Annotated in this window: 9 protein-coding genes; 5 read left to right on the top strand and 4 right to left on the bottom strand. The window is 52.3% G+C overall.

Annotated elements, in window-relative coordinates; translation table 11 throughout:
* Positions 1-8: 8 nt before the first annotated feature.
* Positions 9-2,012 (top strand): transketolase, encoded by a 2,004-nt coding sequence (tkt, locus tag C4F37_RS16530; protein WP_000087285.1) that lies wholly within the window; start codon positions 9-11, stop codon positions 2,010-2,012.
* 76 nt (positions 2,013-2,088) lie between these two features.
* Here the strand turns inward: tkt and C4F37_RS16535 are convergent, their stop codons facing one another.
* The 3 genes from C4F37_RS16535 to aegA form a co-directional block, all read right to left on the bottom strand.
* Positions 2,089-3,132, bottom strand: a complete 1,044-nt coding sequence (locus tag C4F37_RS16535; protein WP_001270493.1) for a DUF1176 domain-containing protein — start codon at positions 3,130-3,132, stop codon at positions 2,089-2,091.
* Between the two features lie 125 nt (positions 3,133-3,257).
* Entirely contained in the window at positions 3,258-3,833 is a 576-nt protein-coding gene (nudK, locus tag C4F37_RS16545) for a GDP-mannose pyrophosphatase NudK (protein WP_001296284.1), read from the bottom strand.
* Positions 3,834-3,900: 67 nt separating this feature from the next.
* Positions 3,901-5,880, bottom strand: coding sequence for a formate-dependent uric acid utilization protein AegA (aegA, locus tag C4F37_RS16550; protein WP_001539314.1), 1,980 nt, complete (start codon positions 5,878-5,880; stop codon positions 3,901-3,903).
* 205 nt (positions 5,881-6,085) lie between these two features.
* Here aegA and narQ point away from each other — a divergent pair, with 205 nt between their 5' ends.
* Entirely contained in the window at positions 6,086-7,786 is a 1,701-nt protein-coding gene (narQ, locus tag C4F37_RS16555) for a nitrate/nitrite two-component system sensor histidine kinase NarQ (protein WP_001296285.1), read from the top strand.
* Between the two features lie 163 nt (positions 7,787-7,949).
* Positions 7,950-11,063 carry a multidrug efflux RND transporter permease AcrD gene (gene acrD / locus C4F37_RS16560; RefSeq protein ID WP_001774016.1) on the top strand — a complete coding sequence of 1,038 codons (3,114 nt, stop codon included), beginning with the start codon at positions 7,950-7,952 and terminating at the stop codon, positions 11,061-11,063.
* Positions 11,064-11,161: 98 nt separating this feature from the next.
* On the opposite strand, the gene ypfM is transcribed toward acrD, so the two are convergent.
* Positions 11,162-11,221 carry a protein YpfM gene (gene ypfM / locus C4F37_RS16565; RefSeq protein WP_001386977.1) on the bottom strand — a complete coding sequence of 20 codons (60 nt, stop codon included), beginning with the start codon at positions 11,219-11,221 and terminating at the stop codon, positions 11,162-11,164.
* A gap of 380 nt (positions 11,222-11,601) precedes the next feature.
* On the opposite strand from ypfM, the gene C4F37_RS16570 reads away from it, so the two are divergent.
* Positions 11,602-11,958, top strand: coding sequence for an ArsC family reductase (locus C4F37_RS16570; protein ID WP_000258253.1), 357 nt, complete (start codon positions 11,602-11,604; stop codon positions 11,956-11,958).
* A gap of 3 nt (positions 11,959-11,961) precedes the next feature.
* Positions 11,962-13,089: a succinyl-diaminopimelate desuccinylase gene (dapE, locus tag C4F37_RS16575; RefSeq protein WP_001277797.1), complete on the top strand. Its 1,128-nt coding sequence runs from the start codon at positions 11,962-11,964 to the stop codon at positions 13,087-13,089.
* Positions 13,090-13,104: the final 15 nt, after the last annotated feature.

Consider the following 13,104-nt stretch of genomic DNA (forward strand, 5'->3'; position numbering starts at 1 on the left):
AGTGTTATATGTCCCGAAAAGACCTTGCCAATGCGATTCGCGCACTCAGTATGGATGCGGTACAAAAAGCCAATTCTGGTCATCCCGGCGCGCCGATGGGCATGGCTGATATTGCCGAAGTGCTGTGGAACGATTTTCTTAAACATAACCCCACCGACCCAACCTGGTATGACCGTGACCGCTTTATTCTTTCCAACGGTCACGCGTCGATGCTGCTCTACAGTTTGCTGCATCTGACCGGTTACGACCTGCCACTGGAAGAACTGAAGAACTTCCGTCAGTTGCATTCGAAAACCCCTGGTCACCCGGAAATCGGCTATACGCCAGGTGTTGAAACCACCACCGGTCCTCTTGGACAAGGTTTGGCGAACGCCGTCGGGCTGGCGATAGCAGAGCGTACGCTGGCGGCGCAGTTTAATCAGCCGGATCATGAAATTGTCGATCACTTCACCTATGTGTTTATGGGCGACGGCTGCCTGATGGAAGGTATCTCTCACGAAGTCTGTTCGCTGGCGGGCACGCTGGGGCTGGGCAAGCTGATTGGTTTTTACGATCACAACGGTATTTCCATCGACGGTGAAACCGAAGGCTGGTTTACCGACGATACCGCAAAACGATTTGAAGCCTATCACTGGCATGTGATCCATGAAATCGACGGTCACGATCCACAGGCGGTGAAGGAAGCGATCCTTGAAGCGCAAAGCGTGAAAGATAAGCCGTCGCTGATTATCTGCCGTACGGTGATTGGCTTTGGTTCGCCGAATAAAGCAGGTAAGGAAGAGGCGCACGGCGCACCACTGGGGGAAGAAGAAGTGGCGCTGGCACGGCAAAAACTGGGCTGGCACCATCCGCCATTTGAGATCCCTAAAGAGATTTATCACGCCTGGGATGCCCGCGAAAAAGGCGAAAAAGCGCAGCAGAGCTGGAATGAGAAGTTTGCCGCCTATAAAAAGGCTCATCCGCAACTGGCAGAAGAGTTTACCCGTCGGATGAGCGGCGGTTTGCCGAAGGACTGGGAGAAAACGACTCAGAAATATATCAATGAGTTGCAGGCGAATCCGGCGAAAATCGCTACCCGTAAGGCTTCGCAAAATACGCTTAACGCTTACGGGCCGATGCTGCCTGAGTTGCTCGGCGGTTCGGCGGATCTGGCTCCCAGCAACCTGACCATCTGGAAAGGTTCTGTTTCGCTGAAGGAAGATCCGGCGGGCAACTACATTCACTACGGGGTGCGTGAATTTGGTATGACCGCTATCGCCAACGGCATCGCGCACCACGGCGGCTTTGTGCCGTATACCGCGACGTTCCTGATGTTTGTTGAATACGCCCGTAACGCCGCGCGGATGGCGGCACTGATGAAAGCGCGGCAGATTATGGTTTATACCCACGACTCAATTGGTCTGGGCGAAGATGGTCCGACGCACCAGGCTGTTGAGCAACTGGCTAGTCTGCGCTTAACGCCAAATTTCAGCACCTGGCGACCGTGCGATCAGGTGGAAGCGGCGGTTGGCTGGAAGCTGGCGGTTGAGCGCCACAACGGACCGACAGCACTGATCCTCTCCAGGCAGAATCTGGCACAGGTAGAACGAACACCGGATCAGGTTAAAGAGATTGCTCGTGGCGGTTATGTGCTGAAAGACAGCGGCGGTAAGCCAGATATTATTCTGATTGCCACCGGTTCAGAGATGGAAATCACCCTGCAAGCGGCAGAGAAATTAGCGGGAGAAGGTCGCAATGTTCGCGTAGTTTCCCTGCCCTCGACCGATATTTTCGATGCCCAGGATGAGAAATATCGGGAGTCGGTACTGCCTTCAAATGTTTCTGCCCGCGTGGCAGTAGAAGCGGGTATTGCCGATTACTGGTACAAATATGTTGGCCTGAAAGGGGCAATTGTCGGGATGACAGGTTATGGGGAATCAGCTCCGGCGGATAAGCTGTTCCCGTTCTTTGGCTTTACCGCCGAGAATATTGTGGCAAAAGCGCATAAGGTACTGGGAGTGAAAGGTGCCTGATGGTGATCGCCGGATGCTGATTGTCGGATGTGACGCTGGTGCGCCTTATCCGGTCTACATGTCCCCGCCATTTTGTTTAACGGGTGATCCACAACGTGGGCCAGGCGTCTGGCCCATGCCAGTTATCGCAGGTGGGTTCTGCGGCGTAACGCACCAGGCGAAAACGCTGACCGTCAAAGCGCCAGCGCGCCTGAATGCCACAATCGCTTAATCCGCGCCCTTTTGCTAAGGTCACCAGTTCACGCGATTTTTCATCGAATGTTGCGTTCATCAGTTCCAGTTCATTGGTCTCCTGACCGTTGTTGAACGGCAAACGCAACCGTACCGGGCGCGAGGCCAGCGGCTTTTTACGCGACACAATCCATGCCAAATCAATGGTGTTATAGGCCCCAGCCTCACAGCTAATCATCATCAGCGCTTTATCATCGGTCAGCGCAGTGACATTCACCTCACGACGTAACGGATCAAGCGAGCAGCGCAGACCATTCATCCGCCAGTTTCCATAATCCAGCAAATCGTTACGTTCTTCGAGTGAGAGTGGCGTCGGCGTTGGGTTAACCACCGCGACCTCTTTCAGCGCAGGCGCTGGCGGTACGCTGAGCGGCGGTTCGTCCCCTTTCTTTATCCACGCGGTCTCACTGCCAACGCGCTTTTGCTGGGCATCAATAAACAACAACGCCGCTTTTAAGCCACTGAGAGAAATAGTCTGATTGCCGTCGCGTAAGGTGATCGCCCTCCCTTCCTGAATCATCTGCAAAAACGCGGTGATGGTTGCCGTATCATCGGTTACTAATAACCATGGTGAAATCCGCCACTTGTCACCACTTAACGCCAACGGCTCACCATCTAACAGCAGCCGTGGCGCTATCTCCCCTTCTGACGCATCCGGCGACTTCAACCCGCCGCGCTCAATACGTAAAACGGCATCGGTATGCGCCCCGGCGCTGCGGCTCAGGGTCATCACCAGTCCATTATGATCGCCCGTATTGCGCGCTACACAGAAATTTTGATTATTACAGGTGACCTGCCAGTCGGAAAACGCCCGTTGCGCTGGTGCCGCCCACACCAAAGACATCGGCAACAAAGCGAAAAAAAAGAGAAGGAAAATGCGATATCGCATGGACGGTACGACCCCAGAAGTTCAAACAAACAGCATAAGTCGTATCTTCGTTGCGCAGGTAGCGCGGCTCAATCGGATTTGTCGGATTGAGCCAATAATAAACAACGAAATATTATTGTTATTTTTCAGTCCATTAAATGTGACATTTGCAAATAGTTAAGCAATAACACCGTCTTACCGTCACGTATCTCGCCGGTTTTAATCATCTCCAGCGCCTGGCTGAACGGCAGCTCAAGCACTTCAATATCTTCATCTTCGACACCACCACCGGCGTTAGCGCGCTGGCTGTCACTGTATTCGGCGATAAAAAAGTGGATTAGCTCAGTCACACCGCCTGGCGACATATACAGTTCAAATAATTTGCGGACTTCGCCAACTTCATAGCCCGTCTCTTCAATCGCTTCTTTGCGAATGCACACTTCCGGTTCGTCGTTATCCAGCAGCCCGGCGCAGGTTTCAATCAGTTGCCCGCTTTCATTGCCATTAACCCAGGTAGCGACGCGGAACTGGCGAATCAGAACCACGGTCTTTTTCTTCGCGTTGTACAGGAGGATCGTCGCACCATTACCGCGATCGTAAACTTCACGTTTATGGCGGATAACTTCGCCATCTTTGCGCGTGAGATCGTAAGTAATGTTGTGCAGGGTGAAATAGTTATCGGAGAGAATTTTGTCTTTAACGAGGGTGATTTGTTGCGTCATACCGACTCCACAGCGCGAAATGAACAATTATCTTACGCTGTGAAGTCGGGTTTGTCTGCGCAGGCTATCAGTGAGATTTGACTGATTTTACGCCCAGCCAGTCAATGATCCCCTGTGCCGCATGACGTCCTTCTGCCATTGCGGTAACCACCAGATCCGCACCACGCACGGCGTCACCACCGGCGAAGATTTTCGGATTCGTGGTCTGGTAACGGTACTGGCTTTCCACATCCGCGATGATGCGGCCCCATTTGTCTACCGTTACACCGTGCGACTCCAGCCACGGCATCCCGTGCGGATTGAAGCCAAACGCCATAATCACCGCATCGGCTGGCATGACAAATTCACTGCCTTCCACCGGCACTGGACGCCGACGCCCCTGGGCGTCCGGCTCGCCAAGACGTGTGCGCAGGAAACGAATCCCGCAGACGTGACCTTGTTCATTCAGTTCAAGCGCCACCGGCTGGACGTTAAATTCGAAGTTGGCCCCCTCTTCACGGGCGTTCTTCACCTCTTTCTTCGAGCCTGGCATGTTAGCTTCATCACGACGATAAGCGCAGGTGACGTTACTCGCGCCGTGGCGCAGCGCAGTACGCACACAGTCCATCGCGGTGTCGCCGCCGCCCAGTACCACGACGTTAAGTCCGGCCGTATTGATAAACGGCTCTTCCGGTAGCTCTTCGAGTCCCATCACCTGTTTAGTGTTGGCGATGAGGAACGGCAGCGCGTCATAAACGCCCGGCGCATCTTCATTGGGTAAACCCGCTTTCATGGAACGGTAAGTGCCTACGCCAACGAAGACCGCGTCGTATTGTTCCAAAAGCGAATTCAAAGAGACATCTTTACCCACTTCACAATTGAGTTCGAAGTGAATCCCCATCGCGCTGAAGATTTCCCGACGGCGTGCCAGCAGGGATTTATCCAGTTTGAAAGAAGGAATGCCGAAAGTGAGCAAGCCACCGATTTCTGGATGGCGATCGTACACCGTCACCGCCACGCCATTGCGGGTGAGAACATCTGCACAGGCCAGCCCTGCCGGACCCGCACCGATAATCGCCACCCGCTTGTCCACTTTGGTGACATGGCTTAAGTCAGGACGCCAACCTTTCGCCAACGCCTGATCTGAAATGTAGCGTTCAATGTTACCGATAGTTACTGCGCCGTGCTCATCGCGAATAGTACAGGCACCTTCACACAAACGGTCTTGCGGGCAAACGCGTCCGGTAATTTCCGGCAGGGTGTTGGTCTGGTGAGAAAGCTCGACGGCGGCGTCGATGTTTCCGGCTTTCACCAGTTCAATCCACTGCGGTATATGGTTATGCAGCGGGCAGGTCCATTCACAAACGCTGTGCTCGCCGCACTTAAGGCAGCGCGAGGCTTCCCGTTGTGCCTGATCGGCACGGAATGGCAGATAAATTTCATCAAAACCGGTTTTGCGCGCTTCAATCGCCAGTTTATCTGGCTCGCCACGCGCGGGCGTTGCCTGCATTTGCTCGACTTTACTCATTACCGGCATTTCTTGCGCCGCGGTACTGGCATGCCACGGTTGTTGTTCCTGACGTGCGGTGCGCAAGCGGCGGGATTTCGCCATGCCGGAGAGTGCGGCGTCAGTGACCAGTTGCAGCGCGTCCGCCGGGCAGTTTTCGACACAGGCAGGACCGTTTTCGCGCCCTGCACAAAGGTCGCATTTATGCGCCGTGGCTTTTACTTTTCCTGCCGCGACGGGTGTCAGAACGATTTGCATCGTACCAAATGGACAGGCCACCACGCAGGATTTACAGCCAATACACTTTTGCTGATTGACCTGAATGCTGTCATCAACGTGGCTGATTGCGCCATTAGGGCAGCTACGGGCGCAGGGCGCATCTTCACAATGGTGACAGGTCACTGCACTACGTTGCTGCTGATGTTTGATAACCGTAATTCGGGGATGAAAATGGTGTTGGCTCAGGACATGTTGCTCGTCATTGTGAGCCATGACACAGGCGATTTCACAAGCATGACAACCCAGACATTGCTGACTGTTGGCCATAATAAAACGATTCATAACGACCTTCTTTTTTGGTTGTAAAAACCTTATTCTTTATATGAGTGTTGTTATTACCCGACTTACAGGGGAATCGGCAATGTTCATGTGCCCAGAATAAGTAACTATTTCGCTATAAACTGTGGCAGATCAAATAATCCCATCACTGACTAAATTGCGTTTCAGCGAACTGGAACATTAATGATTTTTTGTGGAGAAGACGCGTGTGATTGTTAAACGACCCGTCTCGGCCAGTCTGGCCCGGGCCTTTTTTTACATTGTGCTGCTGTCGATTCTTTCCACGGGTATCGCTCTGCTAACGCTGGCGAGCAGTTTGCGCGACGCTGAGGCTATCAATATTGCCGGATCGCTGCGTATGCAGAGTTACCGCCTGGGCTACGATTTGCAAAGTGGCAGTCCACAACTCAATGCACATCGCCAGTTATTTCAGCAGGCACTGCATTCACCGGTATTAACCAATCTCAACGTCTGGTATGTGCCAGAGGCAGTAAAAACCCGCTATGCGCATCTGAATGCCAACTGGCTGGAGATGAATAATCGGCTCAGCAAGGGTGATTTGCCGTGGTATCAGGCCAATATTAATAATTATGTTAATCAGATAGACCTGTTCGTACTGGCTTTACAGCACTACGCTGAACGCAAAATGCTGCTGGTGGTGGCGATTTCCCTGGCTGGCGGCATCGGTATTTTCACGCTGGTCTTTTTTACTTTGCGTCGCATACGCCATCAGGTGGTTGCCCCGCTGAATCAGCTGGTTACCGCCAGTCAGCGTATTGAACACGGGCAGTTCGACTCGCCGCCGCTGGATACCAGCCTGCCGAATGAGCTTGGCCTGCTTGCAAAAACCTTTAACCAGATGTCGAGCGAGCTGCATAAATTGTACCGTTCGCTGGAGGCGTCAGTAGAAGAAAAGACCCGCGATCTCCACGAGGCCAAGCGTCGTCTGGAGGTGTTGTATCAGTGTTCGCAGGCGCTAAACACCAGCCAGATTGATGTGCATTGTTTCCGCCATATTTTGCAGATTGTTCGCGACAATGAAGCGGCTGAATATCTGGAGTTAAATGTCGGTGACAACTGGCGGATTAGCGAAGGGCAGCCAAACCCGGAATTGCCGATGCAGATTTTACCGGTGACAATGCAAGAGACGGTTTACGGCGAACTGCACTGGCAAAATAGTCACGTTTCATCATCAGAACCGCTGCTTAACAGCGTTTCGTCGATGCTGGGACGCGGTTTGTACTTTAATCAGGCGCAGAAGCATTTTCAGCAGTTATTGTTGATGGAAGAACGTGCGACCATCGCCCGCGAATTGCACGACTCACTGGCTCAGGTACTTTCTTACTTACGTATCCAGTTGACGTTACTGAAGCGTTCGATACCGGAAGATAACGCCACCGCACAAAGTATCATGGCCGATTTTTCCCAGGCGTTGAATGATGCTTATCGGCAGTTACGCGAGCTGTTGACTACTTTCCGCCTGACGCTGCAGCAGGCGGATCTCCCCTCCGCGTTGAGGGAAATGCTGGATACGTTACAAAATCAAACCAGCGCCAAACTGACCCTCGACTGCCGTCTGCCAACCCTGGCGCTGGATGCGCAAATGCAGGTGCATTTGTTGCAAATTATTCGCGAAGCGGTGCTGAATGCGATGAAGCACGCCAACGCCAGCGAAATCGCCGTTAGCTGCGTCACCGCGCCGGATGGCAATCACACAGTCTATATTCGCGACAACGGGATTGGCATCGGTGAACCGAAAGAACCCGAAGGCCATTATGGTCTGAATATCATGCGCGAACGCGCGGAAAGATTGGGTGGGACGCTGACTTTTTCACAACCTTCCGGCGGCGGCACGTTAGTGAGTATTAGCTTTCGCTCTGCGGAGGGTGAGGAAAGTCAGCTGATGTAATGCCTCTTATTGACCAAAGAATAGTGGCACTTAAGGTTCAGTATAAAAGGGCATGATAATTTACATTAACTCCTTTTTTTCTCCACGATTGGCTCGTACCTTGCCGCTACAGTGAAGCAAGCCAAGCCTACAACGATACGCAGAAACACGAGGTCCTCTTTTAATGGCGAATTTCTTTATTGATCGCCCCATTTTTGCCTGGGTGCTGGCAATCCTGTTGTGTCTGACAGGTACCCTGGCGATTTTTTCATTGCCCGTTGAACAATACCCCGATCTCGCGCCACCGAATGTGCGAGTGACCGCTAACTATCCCGGCGCATCGGCCCAGACGCTGGAAAACACCGTGACCCAGGTTATCGAGCAAAATATGACCGGCCTCGATAATCTGATGTATATGTCATCTCAGAGCAGCGGCACCGGTCAGGCATCTGTCACGTTAAGTTTTAAAGCAGGCACCGATCCGGACGAAGCCGTGCAGCAAGTACAAAACCAGCTGCAATCAGCCATGCGAAAGTTACCGCAGGCGGTGCAAAATCAGGGCGTGACGGTGCGTAAAACCGGCGATACCAACATTCTGACCATTGCCTTCGTCTCTACCGATGGTTCGATGGATAAACAGGATATTGCCGATTATGTTGCCAGTAATATTCAGGACCCGTTAAGCCGCGTGAATGGCGTCGGGGATATCGATGCCTATGGTTCGCAATATTCCATGCGTATCTGGCTGGACCCGGCGAAACTCAACAGTTTCCAGATGACGGCTAAAGATGTCACCGATGCCATTGAATCACAGAACGCGCAGATTGCGGTTGGGCAACTTGGTGGTACGCCTTCCGTCGATAAGCAGGCGCTCAACGCCACCATTAACGCCCAGTCACTGCTGCAAACACCAGAACAGTTCCGCGATATCACCTTGCTGGTGAATCAGGACGGCTCAGAGGTAAGGCTGGGCGATGTCGCCACCGTCGAAATGGGGGCGGAGAAATACGATTATCTTAGCCGCTTCAATGGTAAGCCAGCCTCCGGGCTGGGGGTTAAACTGGCCTCCGGCGCGAACGAAATGGCGACAGCGGAGCTGGTGCTCAATCGTCTCGACGAGCTGGCGCAGTATTTTCCACACGGACTGGAATACAAGGTGGCGTATGAAACCACCTCGTTTGTTAAAGCCTCCATTGAAGACGTGGTGAAAACGCTTCTGGAAGCTATCGCCCTGGTTTTCCTCGTTATGTATCTGTTCCTGCAAAACTTCCGCGCCACGCTGATACCCACTATCGCCGTGCCAGTGGTGTTGATGGGAACCTTCTCCGTGCTTTACGCCTTCGGTTACAGTGTCAACACCTTAACCATGTTCGCGATGGTGCTGGCGATCGGTCTGCTGGTGGATGATGCCATCGTGGTGGTGGAAAACGTCGAACGTATTATGAGTGAGGAAGGACTCACTCCTCGCGAAGCCACACGTAAATCGATGGGGCAGATCCAGGGGGCACTGGTCGGGATTGCGATGGTGCTTTCGGCGGTATTTGTGCCAATGGCCTTCTTCGGCGGCACCACCGGTGCCATCTATCGCCAGTTCTCTATTACCATTGTTGCGGCGATGGTGCTGTCAGTACTGGTAGCGATGATCCTCACTCCTGCTCTGTGTGCCACGCTACTTAAGCCACTGAAAAAAGGTGAGCATCACGGGCAAAAAGGCTTTTTTGCCTGGTTTAACCAGATGTTTAACCGCAACGCCGAACGCTACGAAAAAGGGGTGGCGAAAATTCTCCACCGTAGCCTGCGCTGGATTGTGATTTATGTCCTGCTGCTTGGCGGCATGGTGTTCCTGTTCCTGCGTTTGCCGACGTCGTTCTTACCGCTGGAAGACCGTGGCATGTTTACTACCTCGGTACAGTTGCCCAGCGGTTCAACCCAGCAACAGACCCTGAAAGTCGTTGAGCAAATCGAGAAATATTACTTCACCCATGAAAAAGACAACATCATGTCGGTGTTTGCCACCGTGGGTTCTGGCCCTGGGGGTAACGGGCAAAACGTGGCGCGAATGTTTATCCGCCTGAAAGACTGGAGCGAACGCGACAGTAAGACCGGCACCTCGTTTGCCATTATCGAGCGTGCAACGAAGGCGTTTAACAAGATTAAAGAAGCTCGCGTTATCGCCAGCAGCCCGCCAGCAATTAGCGGTCTTGGTAGTTCTGCGGGTTTTGATATGGAGTTGCAGGACCACGCTGGAGCGGGTCACGATGCGCTGATGGCAGCACGAAACCAGTTGCTGGCGCTGGCAGCGGAAAACCCGGAGCTAACCCGTGTGCGCCATAACGGCCTCGACGACAGTCCGCAGTTGCAGATTGATATCGACCAGCGTAAAGCTCAGGCGCTGGGCGTTGCTATCGACGATATTAACGACACACTGCAAACCGCCTGGGGTTCTAGCTATGTGAATGACTTTATGGATCGCGGTCGCGTGAAGAAAGTCTATGTGCAGGCAGCTGCGCCGTATCGCATGCTGCCAGATGACATCAATCTCTGGTATGTCCGAAATAAAGATGGCGGCATGGTGCCCTTCTCTGCTTTCGCGACCTCACGCTGGGAGACAGGCTCGCCGCGTCTGGAACGCTATAATGGTTATTCTGCGGTTGAGATTGTTGGGGAAGCCGCACCGGGGGTCAGTACCGGTACGGCGATGGATATTATGGAATCGTTAGTGAAGCAGTTGCCAAACGGCTTTGGTCTGGAGTGGACGGCGATGTCGTATCAGGAGCGGCTTTCCGGCGCGCAGGCTCCGGCGCTGTACGCCATTTCCTTGCTGGTGGTATTCCTGTGTCTGGCGGCATTGTATGAAAGCTGGTCGGTGCCGTTCTCGGTAATGCTGGTCGTGCCGCTGGGGGTTATCGGCGCGCTGCTGGCAACCTGGATGCGCGGGCTGGAAAACGATGTTTACTTCCAGGTGGGTCTGTTAACGGTCATTGGTTTATCGGCGAAAAACGCTATCCTGATCGTCGAGTTTGCTAACGAGATGAACCAAAAAGGCCACGACCTGTTTGAAGCGACGCTCCACGCCTGCCGTCAGCGTTTACGCCCGATTCTGATGACCTCGCTGGCATTTATCTTCGGCGTATTGCCAATGGCAACCAGCACAGGTGCCGGTTCCGGTGGTCAGCATGCGGTGGGTACTGGCGTAATGGGCGGGATGATTTCGGCCACTATTCTGGCTATTTACTTCGTGCCGCTGTTCTTTGTGCTGGTGCGCCGCCGCTTCCCGCTGAAGCCGCGCCCGGAATAAGCAATAAAAAAGGCGACATGCCAATGTGTCGCCCTTTTCAACTTTCCGATTAAGAACCTGCTCAGCGGGTTCTTGCTGTTTGTACTTTGTCTCAGGAATTACTTACGAAGCATAACTTCGATAAAGTCTTTCCAGTTCCCCAGTTCACGTTCAATCATAACAACCTCTCTTATAATTATGGGTATTCTACGGAAACAATATACCGTGGTGAAGCTAATTTACTCGATTGCTGTGATGACTACCTCCGGGGGACAAACCTTATGTAAATACTATGGTCCTGCGGTGATGATTTGTATGTGATGCACCGCAACATTTCGAGATATTCATACGGCATCTAATACTGATTTAATTCTGGTTAAAATACAGACAGATAACAAGATGAATATTCTTAATGTTTACGTTAAAAATGTTTAATGTTATTTAATGGTTGTTAATTTGAATACTTCGATAATGTTATATTTCCTGATAATCATTTGCAGGCAAAATGTTTTCACCTTTAAATGAGTATTTATTCTCATAAATCGAAAAAGGATTCATTATGGTTACACTTTACGGCATCAAAAATTGTGACACCATTAAGAAGGCTCGCCGTTGGCTGGAAGCTAATAACATCGACTATCGTTTTCATGATTACCGCGTCGATGGATTGGACAGCGAATTATTGAACGGTTTTATCAACGAATTAGGCTGGGAAGCGTTACTCAACACCCGTGGTACAACCTGGCGTAAACTGGACGAAACCACCCGCAATAAAATCACCGATGCGGCCTCTGCAGCGACATTAATGACTGAAATGCCTGCAATTATCAAACGTCCATTGCTCTGCGCGCCTGGTAAGCCTATGCTGCTGGGTTTCAGTGAATCCAGTTATCAGCAATTTTTCCATGAGGTGTAGTCTATGTCGTGCCCGGTTATTGAGCTGACACAACAGCTTATTCGCCGCCCTTCCCTGAGTCCTGATGACGCAGGATGCCAGGCTTTGTTGATTGAACGTTTGCAGGCGATCGGTTTTACCGTTGAACGCATGGACTTTGCCGATACGCAGAATTTTTGGGCATGGCGTGGGCAAGGTGAAACATTGGCCTTTGCCGGGCATACCGACGTGGTGCCGCCTGGCGACGCCGATCGTTGGATCAATCCGCCGTTTGAACCAACCATTCGTGACGGCATGTTATTCGGGCGCGGTGCGGCAGATATGAAAGGCTCGCTGGCGGCGATGGTAGTAGCGGCAGAACGCTTTGTCGCACAACATCCCAACCATACGGGGCGACTGGCATTTCTGATCACCTCTGATGAAGAAGCTAGTGCCCACAATGGTACGGTAAAAGTCGTCGAAGCGTTAATGGCGCGTAATGAGCGTCTCGATTACTGTCTGGTTGGCGAACCGTCGAGTATCGAAGTGGTAGGTGATGTGGTGAAAAATGGTCGTCGCGGATCGTTAACCTGCAACCTTACCATTCATGGCGTTCAGGGGCATGTTGCCTACCCACATCTGGCTGACAATCCGGTACATCGCGCAGCACCTTTCATTAATGAATTAGTGGCTATTGAGTGGGATCAGGGTAATGAATTCTTCCCGGCGACCAGTATGCAGATTGCCAATATTCAGGCGGGAACGGGCAGTAACAACGTTATTCCAGGTGAACTGTTTGTGCAGTTTAACTTCCGCTTTAGCACCGAACTGACGGATGAGATGATCAAAGCGCAGGTGCTTGCCCTGCTTGAAAAACATCAACTGCGCTATACGGTGGATTGGTGGCTTTCCGGGCAGCCATTTTTGACCGCGCGCGGTAAACTGGTGGATGCGGTCGTTAACGCGGTTGAGCACTATAATGAAATTAAACCGCAGCTACTGACCACAGGCGGAACGTCCGACGGGCGCTTTATTGCCCGCATGGGGGCGCAGGTGGTGGAACTCGGGCCGGTCAATGCCACGATTCATAAAATTAATGAATGTGTGAACGCTGCCGACCTGCAGCTACTTGCCCGTATGTATCAACGTATCATGGAACAGCTCGTCGCCTGATGAGTGGTTCTGCAA

The sequence above is a fragment of the Escherichia sp. R1 genome (assembly GCF_003000935.1).
In the GTDB taxonomy this organism is placed as follows: Bacteria; Pseudomonadota; Gammaproteobacteria; order Enterobacterales; family Enterobacteriaceae; genus Escherichia; species Escherichia coli.

Coding starts and splice junctions, on each gene's coding strand:
- tkt (WP_000087285.1), top strand. CDS start 9: ATGTCCCGAAAAGACCTTGCCAATGCGATTCGCGCACTCAGTATGGAT.
- C4F37_RS16535 (WP_001270493.1), bottom strand. CDS start 3,132: ATGCGATATCGCATTTTCCTTCTCTTTTTTTTCGCTTTGTTGCCGATG.
- nudK (WP_001296284.1), bottom strand. CDS start 3,833: ATGACGCAACAAATCACCCTCGTTAAAGACAAAATTCTCTCCGATAAC.
- aegA (WP_001539314.1), bottom strand. CDS start 5,880: ATGAATCGTTTTATTATGGCCAACAGTCAGCAATGTCTGGGTTGTCAT.
- acrD (WP_001774016.1), top strand. CDS start 7,950: ATGGCGAATTTCTTTATTGATCGCCCCATTTTTGCCTGGGTGCTGGCA.
- C4F37_RS16570 (WP_000258253.1), top strand. CDS start 11,602: ATGGTTACACTTTACGGCATCAAAAATTGTGACACCATTAAGAAGGCT.
- dapE (WP_001277797.1), top strand. CDS start 11,962: ATGTCGTGCCCGGTTATTGAGCTGACACAACAGCTTATTCGCCGCCCT.